The organism is Protaetiibacter sp. SSC-01 (assembly GCF_014483895.1).
GTDB lineage: Bacteria > Actinomycetota > Actinomycetes > Actinomycetales > Microbacteriaceae > Homoserinibacter.
This window is the reverse complement of record NZ_CP059987.1, coordinates 207,942-222,979: the sequence shown is the minus strand read 5'-3', so window position 1 is coordinate 222,979 and position 15,038 is coordinate 207,942. Positions and strand designations below refer to the sequence as shown.

Annotated in this window: 12 protein-coding genes; 3 read left to right on the top strand and 9 right to left on the bottom strand. The window is 71.8% G+C overall.

What is annotated here, in order from left to right; translation table 11 throughout:
• Positions 1-66: 66 nt before the first annotated feature.
• The 4 genes from H4J02_RS01035 to H4J02_RS01020 form a co-directional block, all read right to left on the bottom strand.
• On the bottom strand, positions 67-282 hold the full coding sequence (locus tag H4J02_RS01035; RefSeq protein ID WP_187675293.1) for a hypothetical protein: 216 nt from the start codon (positions 280-282) through the stop codon (positions 67-69).
• Positions 283-401: 119 nt separating this feature from the next.
• The gene (locus H4J02_RS01030; RefSeq protein ID WP_187675292.1) at positions 402-1,316 is read right to left on the bottom strand and encodes a hypothetical protein; all 915 of its coding nucleotides are present in this window, start codon (positions 1,314-1,316) and stop codon (positions 402-404) included.
• Between the two features lie 4 nt (positions 1,317-1,320).
• Positions 1,321-3,924 (bottom strand): glycosyl hydrolase 53 family protein, encoded by a 2,604-nt coding sequence (locus H4J02_RS01025; RefSeq protein ID WP_262406164.1) that lies wholly within the window; start codon positions 3,922-3,924, stop codon positions 1,321-1,323.
• A gap of 238 nt (positions 3,925-4,162) precedes the next feature.
• The gene (locus tag H4J02_RS01020; protein WP_187675291.1) at positions 4,163-6,679 is read right to left on the bottom strand and encodes an ATP-dependent Clp protease ATP-binding subunit; all 2,517 of its coding nucleotides are present in this window, start codon (positions 6,677-6,679) and stop codon (positions 4,163-4,165) included.
• A gap of 266 nt (positions 6,680-6,945) precedes the next feature.
• Between H4J02_RS01020 and H4J02_RS01015 the strand changes: the two genes are divergently transcribed.
• Positions 6,946-7,527, top strand: a complete 582-nt coding sequence (locus tag H4J02_RS01015; RefSeq protein ID WP_187675290.1) for a hypothetical protein — start codon at positions 6,946-6,948, stop codon at positions 7,525-7,527.
• Entirely contained in the window at positions 7,527-7,769 is a 243-nt protein-coding gene (locus tag H4J02_RS01010) for a helix-turn-helix transcriptional regulator (RefSeq protein WP_187675289.1), read from the top strand. The genes H4J02_RS01015 and H4J02_RS01010 overlap by 1 nt, the downstream gene beginning before the upstream one ends.
• A gap of 203 nt (positions 7,770-7,972) precedes the next feature.
• Here H4J02_RS01010 and H4J02_RS01005 read toward each other — a convergent pair whose 3' ends face one another.
• Positions 7,973-9,556: a sodium:proton antiporter gene (locus tag H4J02_RS01005; RefSeq protein WP_187675288.1), complete on the bottom strand. Its 1,584-nt coding sequence runs from the start codon at positions 9,554-9,556 to the stop codon at positions 7,973-7,975.
• A gap of 86 nt (positions 9,557-9,642) precedes the next feature.
• Complete coding sequence (locus H4J02_RS01000; RefSeq protein WP_187675287.1) at positions 9,643-10,713, bottom strand: hypothetical protein; 1,071 nt, start codon at positions 10,711-10,713, stop codon at positions 9,643-9,645.
• A gap of 129 nt (positions 10,714-10,842) precedes the next feature.
• Between H4J02_RS01000 and H4J02_RS00995 the strand changes: the two genes are divergently transcribed.
• Positions 10,843-11,841, top strand: coding sequence for a pirin family protein (locus tag H4J02_RS00995; protein WP_187675286.1), 999 nt, complete (start codon positions 10,843-10,845; stop codon positions 11,839-11,841).
• A 100-nt stretch (positions 11,842-11,941) separates the two neighbouring features.
• On the opposite strand, the gene H4J02_RS00990 is transcribed toward H4J02_RS00995, so the two are convergent.
• From H4J02_RS00990 to H4J02_RS00985, 3 genes are all read right to left on the bottom strand, one after another.
• The gene (locus H4J02_RS00990) at positions 11,942-12,130 is read right to left on the bottom strand and encodes a hypothetical protein (RefSeq protein ID WP_187675285.1); all 189 of its coding nucleotides are present in this window, start codon (positions 12,128-12,130) and stop codon (positions 11,942-11,944) included.
• A gap of 116 nt (positions 12,131-12,246) precedes the next feature.
• Positions 12,247-12,381 (bottom strand): hypothetical protein, encoded by a 135-nt coding sequence (locus H4J02_RS13950; RefSeq protein WP_262406163.1) that lies wholly within the window; start codon positions 12,379-12,381, stop codon positions 12,247-12,249.
• A gap of 38 nt (positions 12,382-12,419) precedes the next feature.
• The gene (locus H4J02_RS00985) at positions 12,420-15,023 is read right to left on the bottom strand and encodes a hypothetical protein (protein ID WP_187675284.1); all 2,604 of its coding nucleotides are present in this window, start codon (positions 15,021-15,023) and stop codon (positions 12,420-12,422) included.
• Between the last annotated feature and the right edge of the window lie 15 nt (positions 15,024-15,038).

The following is a 15,038-nucleotide window of genomic DNA, read 5'->3' as shown; positions in this document are numbered from 1 at the left end:
CCGGCGCACGACGTAGGAGGGGGCGGGCTCGCTCACCCCCTCACCCTATCCGGGCGCGTGTCGCGGTCAGCGGATGCGCGCGGTGCGACGGCGACGCCCGCCGAGCACGAGCAGGGCGACGCCCGTGCCGACCGCGACCGCGGCGAGCGCCGCGAGCGGTGCGGCGTCGTCGGCGCCGGTGTCGGCGATCTCACCGGCGACCCCGCCCGCGACCCCGCCGGTGGGCTGCGCGGACGGCTCGACCGACGGCGAGGGCGACGGCGCGGGACGTCGGGCGCGCATCGGGTCTCCGGCGGCTCGGGATGTGGTGGTGGGGGTGGCGCTGCGGTCGCGGCCGAGGCGACCTCGGGTTCGCGCTCAGTGTAGGAGCAGGGAGCGCCGAGCGGAAGGGGTCGCGTGGGTCACACGTCCAACGACCCCAGGAAGTCGCCGAGTCCGCCGAGGAAGGCACCGAGTCCTTCCGCTGCGCCGCCGAGGTCGACGGCCGCGCCGAGGTCGCCCGCGTCGCCGAGATCGGGCACGTCGACGCCGCTCGCGAGCTCGTGCAGGTCGGCGGCGATGCTCACGACATCCGCCGCCGCGCTCGCGAGGTGCAGCGCGACCTCCACGCCGTCGACGAGGTGGGCCGCGTCGCCGAGGCTCGCGCGCGCCTCCTCGTAGCGGATGTCGAGCTCGCGCCGCCACTCCTTCTCGAGCCCGAAGAGCACGGCGTAGGGCAGCAGGCGCTCGTGCAGGTGCAGCAGCCCCACCCCGTCGAGCTCGCGCACCTCGGCGCCCTCGGGCGACTGGTGGAACGCGAGGCGGTCGGCCTCGGCCCACGCGACGTAGTCGTGCACGCCCCACAGGTGGTCGATCACCGGATGCGCGGCCTCGGTCGGCACGGTCGGCTGCTTCCGCCAGAACACGAGAGCCTTCTCGAACCACGTGCGCTCGCGCACGAGTCCCGTGGCGATGAGCCGCGCGACGGACTCGCGGTGCGCCGCGCGCATCCGCTCGCCGATGCGGCGCCGTGTCGACGGGGCGAGCGCCTGCACGGCACCCGGCCGCAGCGACGGGAAGAGCGCCGTGAGCACGGCGAGGTCGTCGCGCGCGAGGTCGGTGCCATCGTCGACGGGCACCGCACGCAGCCGCAGCTCGAAGCCCTCGCGCCGCCTGCCGAGCTTGCGCACCCCGATGAGGCCGCGCACGGCGAGGTCGACGAGCTGCGCCGCGACGGCGCGCTTGGAGTCACCCAGCAGCTCCGCCGCCGCGATGACGCTCAGGCCCTCGGGCGGAGAGAACTGCGTGACGATGATGCGATCGGGTCTCGCGAACACCCGGTCAGCCTACGGTGCGCCGCCGCCTCCGCTCGATCAGCAGGATGCCGGCCCCGAGCAGCAGCGCGGCGCCCGCGAGCACGACCCAGCGGCCCGCGTCCTCCGCGACGCCCGTCGCCCCGAGGGCGAGCACGCGCAGCTCCTGCTCGGCGACCACGACGCCGCCGACGCGCACCTGGATGTGGTGCAGGCCGGGCTCGATGTCGCTCGGCACCGTGACGGTCGCGGATGCCGCCCCGCCCACGACGGGCACGGTCGCGAGGGCGCGGTAGGTGCTCGCGATGCCGATCTCGATCTCGGGCGCGTCGACGCCCGTGACCTCGACATGCACGCGACCGCCGGGACGCACGGTCCCGACGCTCAGCGAGACGGTCGGCTCGTCGGTCGGCGGGTCGCTCGGGTCAGCGCTCGGCTGCTCGCTCGGCTGCTCGCTCGGCACCGGGCTCGGCTCCTCGCTCGGCACAGGGCCGACGAGCTCGAGGCCGTCGAGCGCATCCTGCAGCAGCTCGGCCACGGCATCCACGTCGTCCTGCCAGCCGCTTCCGGCGAGCACGACCCGCGCGGCGGCGGATGCGTCGTCGAGCGCCGCGACGGTCTCGGCGGTGAAGTCGCCGCGCACCACGGCATCCGCCTCGGCGAGCAGCGCCTCGAGGGCGTCGGTGTCGCGCTCGGCGGCGGCGCTGTAGGCGACGAGCCGCACGTCGTCGACCGTGCCCCATGCGCCGCCCGTGAGCTCGAACGTCACGCCGATGTTGACGACGCCGTCCTCGCCGACCGTGAAGGGGCCGGCCGTCGCGACGCGGAAGGTGCGCCAGCCGTCGAGCTGCATGGTCGCGGAGGCGTCGATGCCGTCGCCCCACGCCCACAGCCAGCGGCCGTCGTCGGCGCCCTCGCCGTCGCCCTGCGTGCGGGCCTGCAGCACGTACTCGCCGGCCGGCACGCCCGTGACGGTCTGCGTGGCCTCGAACGAGTACGCGGATGCGGCCCAGAACTTGAGCGCGCGGGCGCCCTCGTCGGTGTCGGTGGTCGCCTCGATCGCGGCACCGGTGCCGGTGATCGTCCACGCGGTGGAGGCCGTGTCCTCGAAGCCGTGGTTCTGCACGTAGTTCGTCTCGAGCACCGTCACGATCGCTGTCACGTGCTGCCCCGTCGCGAGGCGACCGGGGATCGCGTAGACGCCGGGCCCGCGGATCCAGTCGACCGCGCTGCTCCACGTCACCGCGGGGTTCTCGGTCGTGCGGTCGTTGTACTCGACGATCACGGTCGTCGGCAGCACGACGGGCGTGCCGTCGTAGACCGTCACGGCGACCTCCTCGATCGAGGTCTCGACGCGCTCCGTGACGGCGCCCGTGCGCACGTACTCGAACACGCGCAGCGACTCGAGCGGATGCCCGTCGAAGCCGAAGAGCGCCTGGTTGTCCCATGACGAGCCGCCGTACCACTCGCCCGCATCCTCGGGGTCGTACTCCCCCGCGAAGCTCGAGGCCCAGCCCGAGCCGTCGCGCTCCCACAGCAGCTTGTTGGCCTCGAGCTGCGACGGCGGGCCGACGGGCGTCCACGCGGGCTCCCAGTAGAAGACGCCGAGACCGGCGTCGCCGACCGCCGCGACGGCCGCGATCACGTCGCGGATGACATCCGCCTGCCCCTGCACGGTCGCCGGGCGGCTGCCGGTGAAGTTGCCCGCGTTGACCGAGTTCTGCCAGCCGTCGCCGTCGTCGAGGGTGTGCACGTACGAGGTCTCGGCCACCATGACCTTCTTGTCGTAGGTCTCGGCGATCGTCGTGAGCACCGACGTGAGGTTGTCGGTCGTGCCGTGCCAGAAGTCGTAGTACGAGCTCGCGAAGACGTCGTAGTCGACGCCGCGTGCCGCGAGCGCGGCCGCATAGCCCGTGTAGCGGTTCGCGGTCTCGGGGTTCGTGAAGTGCAGGGCCACGAGCGCGTCGGGGAACACCTCGCGCACGGCCTCGCTGCCCGCCTGGAAGAGCGCGGCCTTGTCGTCCCAGTCGACGACGTCGGCGATGCGGTTGTTGGTCTCGTTGCCGATCTGCACCATGCCGACGGCGACCCCGGCATCCGCGAAGGCCTCGAGCGCGTCGCGCGTGAAGGCGCCCAGCGCATCCGCCTTCTCGGCGGGCGTGAGGCCCTGCCACGCCTTGGGGGCCTGCTGCTTGGCGGGGTCGGCCCAGAAGTCGGAGTAGTGGAAGTCGACGAGCACGCGCATGCCGTGGGCGGTCGCGCGCTGGCCGATCTCGACGGCGCGCGGCACGTCGACGGTGCCGCCGCCGTAGCCGTTGCCGTCGGCGTCGTAGGGGTCGTTCCACACGCGCACGCGCACGTAGTTGACTCCGGATTCCTCGAGCACGTCGAAGAGGTCGGCCTCTGAGCCCTGCGCGTCGTGGTACGTCACGCCGCTCGCCTCCTGGGCGAGGATGCTCGACACGTCGACGCCGTTGATGAAGTCGTCGGAGAGCCCGTCGACGCGCTCGACGAAGATGCCTGCCTCGACCGGGCCGTCTGCGGCGTGGGCCGCCGGGATCGCGATGAGCGCTCCCGCCGCGATGACCGCGGCTGCGCTCGCGCCGAGGATGCGGATGCCGTGTGTGCGCACTGCTCTGTGCCTTCCACTCTGCTGCGCGCGGTCGCCTCTGACCACGCGGGACTGTGACCGGTCCCAGTCACGTCTGCCGAGACTGTAACCGGTCCCAGTCGCCGCGGTCAATGCTCATCCCCGAGTTCCTTCGGCGGGAGCAACCGCACGAGCGGCGGGAGAACTCGCGTGAGCGGGCGCGGAAACGGGAACGGGGCGGGAGCAACAGCTCCCGCCCCGTCACACCTTCACCGCCCGATCAGGCAGTGGCCTCCGCCTCGCCCAACGCGTCGAGTGCGGATGCCGCCCCCACGCCCGCGGGCAGCTCACGGCCGGCCTGGCGGCTCGTCGTGAACACGAACTCGCCGCCCACGAAGTCGACGTGCACGTGGTCGCCCGCGTCGAGGCGGCCGTGCAGGATCTCCTCCGACAGCTTGTCCTCGATCTCGTGCTGAACCGCACGGCGCAGCGGGCGGGCGCCGAGCGTCGGCTCCCAGCCGATCTCGATCAGGCGGGTCTTGGCGGCCTCCGTGATCTCGATCGTCATGTCGCGGTCGAGCAGGCGCTCCGAGAGCCGCTTGATGAACAGGCCGACGATCTGGCGCAGCTCGTCCTGCGAGAGCTGCGGGAAGACGATCGTCTCGTCCACGCGGTTCAGGAACTCCGGCTTGAAGTGCTTCTTCAGCTCCTCGACGACCTTCGCCCGCATCGCACGGTAGGAGTTCTCGGTGTTGCCCTCGAGCGTGAAGCCCACGGGGCCGCCGGTGATGTCCTTCGTGCCGAGGTTGGTCGTCATGATGATGACGGTGTTCTTGAAGTCGACGACGCGACCCTGACCATCCGTCAGACGACCCTCCTCGAGGATCTGCAGGAGCGAGTTGAAGATGTCGGGGTGCGCCTTCTCGATCTCGTCGAAGAGCACGACGCTGAACGGCTTGCGACGCACCTTCTCGGTGAGCTGGCCGCCCTCCTCGAAGCCGACGAAGCCGGGAGGGGCACCGAACAGCCGCGAGACGGTGTGCTTCTCGCCGTACTCCGACATGTCGAGCGAGATGAGCGCGTCCTCGTCGTCGAAGAGGAACTCCGCGAGCGCCTTCGCGAGCTCGGTCTTGCCGACGCCCGTGGGGCCGGCGAAGATGAACGAGCCCGAGGGGCGCTTCGGGTCCTTGAGGCCGGCACGCGTGCGGCGGATGGTCTTGGCGAGAACCGAGATGGCCTCCTCCTGACCGATGACCCGCTCGTGCAGCGCCTTCTCCATGAAGATGAGGCGCGCCGACTCCTCCTCGGTGAGCTTGAACACCGGGATGCCGGTCGCGTTCGCGAGCACCTCGGCGATGACGCCCTCGTCGACGGTGCCGGATGCGGCCACGTCGCCCGAGCGCCACTGCTTCTCGAGGCGCAGGCGCTCGCCGAGCAGGCGCTTCTCCTCGTCGCGCTTGGTGGCGGCGAGCTCGAAGTCCTGGTTCTCGATCGCCGACTCCTTCTCGGCGCGCACCGCCGCGATCCGCTCGTCGAACTCGCGCAGCTCCGGCGGGGCCGAGAGGATGCTGAGGCGCAGACGCGCGCCCGCCTCGTCGATCAGGTCGATCGCCTTGTCGGGCAGGAAGCGGTCCTGCACGTAGCGGTCGGCGAGGTTCGCGGCGGCGACGATCGCGCCATCCGTGATCGACACCTTGTGGAAGGCCTCGTACTTGTCGCGCAGCCCCTTGAGGATGTTGATCGTCATGGGGAGGCTCGGCTCGGCCACCTGCACGGGCTGGAAGCGGCGCTCGAGCGCGGCATCCTTCTCGAAGTGCTTGCGGTACTCGTCGAGCGTCGTCGCGCCGATCGTCTGCAGCTCGCCGCGGGCGAGCAGCGGCTTCAGGATGTTGGCCGCGTCGATCGCGCCCTCGGCGGCACCCGCGCCGACGAGCGTGTGGATCTCGTCGATGAAGGTGATGATGTCGCCTCGCGTGCGGATCTCCTTGGTGACCTTCTTGAGGCGCTCCTCGAAGTCACCGCGGTAGCGGGAGCCGGCGATGAGCGAGCCGAGGTCGAGCGTGTAGAGCTGCTTGTCGCGCAGCGTCTCGGGCACGTCGCCGCGCACGATCGCCTGCGCGAGGCCCTCGACGACGGCGGTCTTGCCGACGCCGGGCTCGCCGATCAGCACGGGGTTGTTCTTGGAGCGGCGGGAGAGGATCTGCATGACGCGCTCCATCTCCTTCTCGCGCCCGATGACGGGGTCGAGCTTGCCCTCGCGCGCGGCCTGCGTGAGGTTGCGGCCGAACTGGTCGAGGATCTGGCTGCCCTTGTCGTTGGCGACCTGCTCGTTGCCGCCGACGGCGACCTGCTCCTTGCCCTGGTATCCGCTGAGCAGCTGGATGACCTGCTGGCGCACGCGGTTGAGGTCGGCGCCGAGCTTCACGAGCACCTGGGCGGCGACGCCCTCGCCCTCGCGGATGAGGCCGAGCAGGATGTGCTCGGTGCCGATGTAGCTGTGACCGAGCTGGAGGGCCTCGCGCAGGCTCAGCTCGAGCACCTTCTTGGCGCGCGGGGTGAACGGGATGTGCCCGGTCGGCTGCTGCTGCCCCTGCCCGATGATGTCCTGCACCTGCTCGCGCACCGCGTCGAGCGAGATGCCGAGCGACTCGAGCGCCTTGGCGGCGACGCCCTCACCCTCGTGGATGAGCCCGAGCAGGATGTGCTCGGTGCCGATGTAGTTGTGGTTGAGCATCTTCGCCTCTTCCTGGGCGAGGACGACCACCCGACGGGCTCGGTCGGTAAAGCGCTCGAACATTCTCAACTCCTCGACGCAGGACCGTTCGGTCCCGCGATACATCGAGGGTAACGAGGGGTCGGCGCCCCGCATGCCCCTGTTCGCCGTGGGCGCATCCGCACCTTCCCCGCCGCGCGACCCCACCCGCCTTCGTCCGCGAAAGTACGTACTTTTCGCCCGCAAGGGCCCGATCCGCTCGAAAAGCACGTACTCTCGCGGACGTGGTTGACGGGGTTATCGATCATCGTTATGTTAACGACATTCGATAACCCACCACGGAGGTAGCCATGACCACCGCACCCGTCACCCCGAGGCTCAGCCTCGCCGATCGCATCGCATTCGCCGTGATCGCCGCCCTCGCCGCGCTGCTCGGCCTCATCGCCGTCGCCGACGGCGTCTGGCGCACGATCGCCCTCGCCGCCGGGAACGGCCCCGTCGATCTCATCGCCTTCGCACCGCTGCCCGACAACGTGGGCGACATCACGGGCGCGACCGTCGCGTCCGACGCGATCGGCGAGGGGGCGCGCGCGCTGCTCGTGACGGCATCCGCCCTCTCGCTCGTCGTCGCGGCGGTCACCAGCGCGGCCGTCGTCGTGTTCCTCGTGATGACCGCCCGCGGCACGCCCTTCCACCGCGTGCTCTACCCCGTCGTGCTCACCGCGGGCCTCGTCATGTCGCTCGGCGGCATCGTCTCGGCAGGCATCGACGGGCTCGGACGGATGATGGCCGGCGGCGACCTGGGCGAGCCGTACATCCCGGGGTTCGAGCTGAACCTCGGCCCGTGGGCGTTCGGCTTCGTCGTGCTCGCCGCCGCCTACGTGATCCGCACCGGTCAGCGCCTGCAGCGGGACGCCGAGGGGCTCGTCTGATGGCGCCCGCGGAACCCGACGACGACGGCCGCATCCACTGCCGCCTCGACGAGCTGCTCGAGGAGCGGGGGATGACTCTGACGCGACTCTCGGAGCTCGTGGGGGTGAGCCTCGTGAACCTCTCCGTGCTCAAGAACGACCGGGCGCGCGCCATCCGCTTCTCGACGCTCACCGCGATCTGCGACGCACTCGAGTGCCAGCCGGGGGATCTGCTGGTGGTGCGGACCGATACCGCTGGTTGAGTAGCGCCGCGCAGCGGCCGCCTCCTCACCGCTGGTTGAGTAGCGCCGCGCAGCGGCGCGTATCGAAACCGGGCGAACGTCTGAGGTCGGTCGGGTTTCGATACGCCGCTTCGCGGCTACTCAACCAGCGGGGGTAGCGCTGCGCGGCTACTCAACCAGCGGGGGTAGCGCCGCGCGGCTACTCAACCAGCGGCAGAGCGGCCTCAGTGCTGCTGCCCGTCGAGCGAGACGGTGCGGAGGTCGAGACGGCGCAGCACCGCGTTGACGGCCTCGGGGTCGACGCCCGGCTCGCCTCGCATGCTGAGCACCTCGCGGCGAGCAGCCGCGAGCGCCTCGCGCATCATCGCCTCGACGGCGTGCACCTGGGCGCGCTGGTGCGCCTCCTGCTCGTTGTCGACGACGTCGTCGTCGTGCTCGAGCACCGAGTGCAGCCCGCTGATTCGGGCGCGGGCGCGCTCGACGAGCTCTGCGTCGAGGTCCGCGAGGTGCGCCGACGACTGGATCGCGGTCGCCGCGGCGCGCTCGGCGCGGAGGGCGATCTGGCGCTCCTCCCGCTCGACGAGCGCGTGGTCGTCCTCGGGCTTCAGGATGCGCATGAGCGCCGGGAGGGTGAGGCCCGGGATGACGAGGGTCACGAAGAGCACCGCGCACGCCGTCGCGACCATGAAGTTGCGACCGGGGATGGTCGTCGGGAGGGCGAGCGCGAGCGCGAGGGTCGCGAGCCCACGCATCCCGCACCACGTGACGAGCACGATGTCTTTGATGCGCGAACCCATCGAGGAGCGGCGGTTGGTCTCGAGCCCCTCGACGCGGCGACCGCCGCCGAGCACGAGGCCGACCCAGAGCAGACGCACGATGACGACGACGGCGCAGATGACGAGGATCGCGGGGATCCACGCGAGCAGGTTGGCGCCCTCGTCCTCGACGACGTAGCGCATCTCGATGCCGACGAGGCCGAACGCGACGCCCGTCGTGAGCATCTCGACGACCTCCCAGAACGAGGCGCGCGTGAGGCGCTCCTGCGAGTCCTGCGGGCGGTCGCGACGCACGAGCTCGACGGCGGTCACGACGACCGCGACGACTCCCGAGAAGTGCACCTGCTCGGCGAGCATGTAGACCGCGTAAGGCGCAACGAGGGTGATGGCGGTTCGCGCCGTGCGGTTGGGCACGATGTGGTTGATGGCGCCGACGATCCACGCCATGAGGAAGCCCAGGATGACGGCTCCCGCCGCCCCCGCGAGGAACGCCGGTACGAGCCCCCAGCCGACCTCGCTGCCGGAGAGGGCGGCGGAGACGGCGGTCTGGAAGATGACGATGGCCATCGCGTCGTTGAAGAGGCCCTCGGTCTGGAGCATCGTCATGAGGCGGCGCGGCATCCGCACCTTGCCTGCGACGGCTTCGACCGCGACGGGGTCGGGCGGCGCGACGATGGCGCCGAGCGCGATCGCGGCGGGGAACGACAGCACGGGCATGAGGTACCAGGCGACGCCGGCGACGGCGACGGCTGTCAGCGCGACGAGCAGCACCGCCATGAGCACGAGGGTCTTCCAGCGCAGGCGGAACACGCCCCACGAGCTGCGCTGCGCGACGGCGAACAGCAGCGGCGGCAGGAAGAGCGGCAGGATCAGCTCGGGTTCGATGTGCAGCTCGGGCATGAACGGCAGCCACGCCGCGGCAGCGGCGGCGATGAGCACGAGCACGGGGTAGGGGAGTCGGATGCGCTCCCCGATGCCCGCGAGCAGCACCGTGCCGAACATGAGGGCGATGAGCAGCACGACGAATTCCATCTTGAACCCAGCCTACCGGCGCTGAGTGGTCGGCAATTGCGGCTAAACGGGACGGATAGGGCGAGAAAGCGACCGGTCAGCGCGGGTTACGAGAGGGTGTAGCCGAGCGCGTCGAGGTCGATCCCGGATGCCGCGAGCGCCTCGCGCAGGGCGACGAGCGATGGGCGGTCGGGGTCGCCCGACGTGTTCTCCCATTCGACGCACTCGTTCGTGAACGACGGCCAGTTGCCCTGCACCCCGGGCCACGCGTACATGATCTGGAGCGGCACGCAGATCCCGGGCCCGTCGAACTCGGGCACGGGGGTCGCGAGCACCTCGAGCAGCTGTTCCCACGCGGGACCGGTCGCGAGCTCCGTCGCACCGACGAGCTCGATGCCGAGCGTCGTGCCGAGCCCGGAGCCCTCGATGCCTGCACCGATCGTCACGAGCACCCACTCGTCGACGGGCGTTCCGTCCGACCCCGCGGGGTGACGAGGCAGCTCCCTCGAGAGGATTCCGGTGGCCCACGCGGCCGCCTCGGGCGACGCGAGCGAACCCGAGAGGCTCAGCCCCGCCGCCCGGAACTCCACCGCGACGCGGGCGGGATCGAGACCGCCCACGAGGTCGAGCACCGCCTCGTCGCCGGTGACCCGGGCGAGCAGCTCCTCAGCCGTCTCGGTCGCGCTGAGGGAGATGAACGCCGTCGACTCCCCGCCGCCCCCGACCGCGATGCGCGCCTCGGGGAAGAGCTCGACGAGCCGCGCAGCTGTGCCGATCGAGTCGTCGTGGAGCCACGCCGAGCCCCACTCGGTGTCGAACTGGGCGGTGACCGCCCCCGAGCTGAGGGCGGCGGCGAGCGAATGCTCGCTCAGCGGCTCATCTCCCGCGGCCTCCTCGATGAGCCGCACCGCCTCGCGCCATCCGCCGGCGTCGACCGAGGTCAGCTCGACCGCGACGCCGGGGGTGCTCGTCACGTCGATCGCGTCGAAGTGGTAGCTCGCGCGGTCGACCGCGTCGAGCGACTCGAGCTGCCCCACGAGGATGCGCAACGCATCCGCGACCCGGAGCCGCTCGTTGGTGATGCGCTGCCCCTCCGAGAGGTTCTCGAGGAAGGAGCAGCCCGCGAGGCCCGCGACGAGCGCGACGGCGAGGACGGATGCGGCGATGCGGCGGAGCACCCCGCCAGCCTAGGAATGCTCACCCCGCCGCTCGACCCCCACTACGGGCGGGCACGGGCGCGGGCACGGGCGCGGGCACGGGCGAGCACGGGCGAGCGCGAGCACGGCCGCGGGCGTAGCATCCGGGGCATGAGCAACCTCGAGCGCGACCCCCAGGAGCTCGTATCGGTGCTCGAGGCGGAGCCGGAGCCGGATGCGGTGGCACCCGCCGTCGAGCTGCTCGCGCCCCGCGAGGTGCCGCTCGGCGGACCCCGCGCCCTGCTCGTGCGCCGCACGCTCCCCCAGCGGAAGCGCTCGCTCGTCGGCGCGTGGTGCTTCGTCGATTCCTACGGCCCCACCCCCGCGCCGCGCCACGGCGTCATGGACACGCCGCCGCATCCGCACACCGGGCTGCAGACGGTGAGCTGGCTCTACGAGGGGCAGATCGAGCACCGCGACTCGACGGGCGCCCACCAGCTCATCGACCCCGGCGCCGTCAACCTCATGACGGCGGGGCGCGGCATCCAGCACTCGGAGGTGTCGACGACCGCGGCCGCGAACCTGCACGGCGTGCAGCTGTGGACGGCGCTTCCGGATGCCGCCCGCGGCGTCGCGCCGTTCTTCGAGCACCACGTCGCCGACGTCGCGACCGTCGGCGAGGCGACGCTGCGCGTGTTCGTCGGGTCGTGGCTCGGCGTCACCTCGCCCGTCACGGCCTACACGCCGCTCGTCGCGGCCGAGCTCACGCTGCCGGAGGGCGCATCCGTCGAGCTGCCCGCGGATGCCGTGTTCGAGTACGGGCTCGTCGTCGACCACGTGCCCGCGCGGCTGCAGGGCGTCGATGTGCCCGCGCACCACCTCGGCGTCGTGCCGGTGGGGGCGGACGCGCTGCGCATCGAGGCGCCCGTGGGTGCGCTGCGCGTGCTGCTCATCGGCGGCACGCCGCTCGACGAGCCCATCGTCATGTGGTGGAACTTCGTCGGCCGCAGCCATGACGAGATCGTCGCGGCGCGCGAGCAGTGGCAGCACGAGGTGATCGCGGATGCCGACCGCCGCGGGCGCTTCGGTCACGTCGACGGGTACGAAGGGGCGCCGCTTCCGGCGCCGGAGCTGCCGAACGTGCGGTTGCGGGCGCGGGAGCAGGGGTAGAGCGGGGGGCTGGTTTCGATACGCCGCTGCGCGGCTACTCAACCAGCGGTGGGCGCGTCGCGCGGCTGCTCAACCTGCGGTGGGCGCGTCGCGCGGCTACTCAACCAGCGGGGTTGGCGTCCTTCGCGGCGGCGCGGCGAGCCCGCTCCTCCGCCTCCATGCGCGCGTACTCGGCCCGCTCGACGCGGTCGCCGCGGATGATCGCGCGCATGATGAACCAGAACACGAGCCCCAGCGCGATCGTGGGGACGACGGAGAAGATCGCGTTTCCCCAGAAGTCGGTGGGCATGCCAGAAGCCTAACGATCCGGGGCTCAGCGCGGGCTGAAAACGACGACGAGCACGACGATCGCGACGATGAGCACGAGCCCGCCGTACATGACGAGCCGCGAGGTGCGCCGATCCATCAGCCGGCCTTCGCGATGATGCCCGCGATGCCCGTGCCGATGAGGTACAGACCCACGCCCGCCACCACGACCCACAGGATGATGCGGTTGGTGGTGATCTTCGGCGGCTCCTCGCCGGGCACACGGTCGGGCATGCAGCGAGACTACCCCGACCGCCTGGACGCCTCCCGGGTCAGCCCCTCCGCACGGCGACGAAGCGGATGAACACCACGGCGCCGGCGAGCGCCACGAGCACCGCGAGCCCGACGATGAGCCACACGAACGGGAACGCCTCCTCGGACCTCACGATCGGCTCGTCGGCGTCGCCCGGCTCACCTGAGCCCTCGGCGGAGCCGCCCGCCGCGCCGCCCGCCGCACCGTCGTCCCCGGATGCGTCATCCGCATCGTCGGTCCCGTCGTCGCCGGGAGCGAACCCCTCGTCGATCACGGGCTGCTGCACCGTGGGCGAGCCGGGCGCCGTGGGGGCGGCGGGCAGCGTGCCCGAGCCGCCCTCGCCCGGCGCGAGGGGAGCATCGTCGCCGACCTCGAAGTGGCCGACATCCGACCACGGCCCCGCGGTCTCCAGGACGCCGGCCCCGGCCGTGATCGTGATGCCGTACCCGCGCACCTGCCAGTAGTAGTCGCCGTCGGCGAGCGCATCCGGCAGCGTGTACGAGCCGTCGGCGCACGGGAAGGGCAGCACGATGCCCTCCGAGCCGGCGCCCGCGAGCTCCTCGAGAGCACGGCAGCCGAGGAGCGCGTCGATCTCCGCGAAGTCGAGCCCGCTCGGCACCTCCCCCCCGAACTCGGTCGCGATGAGCAGGAGGATCATCGGGTCGAGCAGCGGCTGCGGGTCGACCCGGAGGCCGCCGTCCTCGTCGGTGAGCGGCACGCGCGAGATCCGCAGCTCCCACAGCATCACCGTGGGGTCGTCGTTCCAGCTGAGCTCGACCGCGTCGCCGTCCACGCGCGTGCCCGCGACCGGCCCGAGCAGCCTGGGCTTCGCGGGATCGCCGATGTGCAGGTAGGTGAGCGGCTGGCTCCACGGGCCGGCGGCCGCCCCCTGCAGCGGCTCGTCGAGCACGGCGCGCACGCGCAGGCTGATCGCCTCGCGCGGCACGTCGGCGGGCACGACGATCGTGGCGTCGGTGTCGGCGCCGAGCTCGAACACCTCGACGTGCTCGTCGTGGTCGGGGCCACCCCAGCCGAGCGCCACGTGGTAGCCGACGGCGCCCGGGACGGCGCTCCACTCGAGCTCGAACTCGTGGCCGACGAGTCCGCACAGCCCCTCGCACGCCCCGTCGATCACCGGCAGCGGCAGCACCGAGACGCTCTGCGCATCCGTCCAGTCGCCCGCGTTGCCGTACTCGTCGACGCCGCGCACCTGCCACACGAACGGGCTCGAGAGGTCGAGCCCGGGGGCGGCGGATGTCGCGGTCACCGAGAAGACGGGCGCGGTGTCGAGGCCGTCGGCGTCCGCGGCGAGGCGGTACTCGTAGCGCGCGGCATCCGCCACGGCGCTCCAGGAGAGCTCCTTCGGTGCCGTCCAGAGCGTCCCCGTGGGCGCGAGGCCGGTGGGAGCGTCGGGACCCGTCGCATCCACCGTCACGGTGTAGGCGTAGCCGTACGCGCGCACGCTGTTGCCGGCGCCGTCCACCACGGCGGCGCCGATGCAGTACTCGCCGCTCACGACCTCGTTCGGCAGCACGAGCTCCCACTGCGTGCCGTCGACCGTGGCGGGGGCCCTGTACAGCTCGGTCAGGGTGCACTCGCCACCGGCGGTCTCCAGGAAGATGAACTCCACCGAGGCGATCCCCGAGACATCGGACGCGCTTCCCCGAAGCACGCTGCCGGGGACAAGCGTTCCCGCCGGCCGCTCGAAGCCGACGTTCGGGAAGGTGGCGTCGGCGAGCACCGTGAGCTGCGTCTGTCCGACGAGGCCCCGCGGATCACGCGACTCAACCGCGATCGTGTGGCTCGACCCGTGAGACCAACCGGGCGGCACATAGGTGTACGACAGCTCCTGTCCGCCGGCCGTCCATCCGCGCACGACCGATCCATCGACGCTCACCCGCCACTCGTTGCCTAGCGGCTCATCGGACGACACCCGGATGGGCACTCCGTAGTACGCCGACACCCACGCGTCGGCCGCCGGCGTGAGCACCGTGAGCTGTGGCGGAGTGCGGTCGACGACGAAGGTGCGCGTCGCCGAGCCCGAGTTTCCGAAACCGTCGACCGAGCGCACCGTGACGGTGTGGGCGCCTTCCGACATGCCGCTCACGTCGATGGTGTGCGGCGGCGCGCCCACAGCCTGCTCGGGGGCGCCGTCGATCGACATCCACGTGGTGAGGCCGTCGCCGACCGAGTAGTCGAGCAGCAGCGTGGCGCCGACGACCTCGCCGGCCGCCGGGCGCGAGATCTCCACCGCGGGAGGGATGTCGTCGAGCAGGAAGGTCGTGGTGGCTCGGCCGCCGCCACCCTCGACCACCATCGTGTGCCAGCCGTTCGCGAGCGACTTGGAGAACCAGAGTCGGCCGGCGTCGTCCACCCAGTTCGAGAAGTCCACCGGGCCCTGGCCGTCGAACTCCACCGTGTACTGCGCGGTCGGGTCGCTCACCTGGATTCTCACGAGCACTCCCCCGACGGGCTCGAGCACGACACCGTCGGCCGGGCTCGTGATGGTGATGACGGCGGGTTCGGCCGCGGCCGCGGGAGCGGCGACGAGCACCGAGCCGGCGACGACGGCCAGGGCGGCGATCGCCGCGGAGGTGCGGTGGGCGAGGACGGGCAGGCGCATTCGGTGACCTTCTCG

What these genes read in the sequence shown, in the direction of transcription:
- H4J02_RS01015 (WP_187675290.1), top strand. Translation starts at nt 6,946, where the DNA reads ATGACCACCGCACCCGTCACCCCGAGGCTCAGCCTCGCCGATCGCATC.
- H4J02_RS00995 (WP_187675286.1), top strand. Translation starts at nt 10,843, where the DNA reads ATGAGCAACCTCGAGCGCGACCCCCAGGAGCTCGTATCGGTGCTCGAG.
- H4J02_RS00990 (WP_187675285.1), bottom strand. Translation starts at nt 12,130, where the DNA reads ATGCCCACCGACTTCTGGGGAAACGCGATCTTCTCCGTCGTCCCCACG.
- H4J02_RS13950 (WP_262406163.1), bottom strand. Translation starts at nt 12,381, where the DNA reads ATGCCCGACCGTGTGCCCGGCGAGGAGCCGCCGAAGATCACCACCAAC.
- H4J02_RS01010 (WP_187675289.1), top strand. Translation starts at nt 7,527, where the DNA reads ATGGCGCCCGCGGAACCCGACGACGACGGCCGCATCCACTGCCGCCTC.
- H4J02_RS00985 (WP_187675284.1), bottom strand. Translation starts at nt 15,023, where the DNA reads ATGCGCCTGCCCGTCCTCGCCCACCGCACCTCCGCGGCGATCGCCGCC.
- H4J02_RS01035 (WP_187675293.1), bottom strand. Translation starts at nt 282, where the DNA reads ATGCGCGCCCGACGTCCCGCGCCGTCGCCCTCGCCGTCGGTCGAGCCG.
- H4J02_RS01005 (WP_187675288.1), bottom strand. Translation starts at nt 9,556, where the DNA reads ATGGAATTCGTCGTGCTGCTCATCGCCCTCATGTTCGGCACGGTGCTG.
- H4J02_RS01020 (WP_187675291.1), bottom strand. Translation starts at nt 6,679, where the DNA reads ATGTTCGAGCGCTTTACCGACCGAGCCCGTCGGGTGGTCGTCCTCGCC.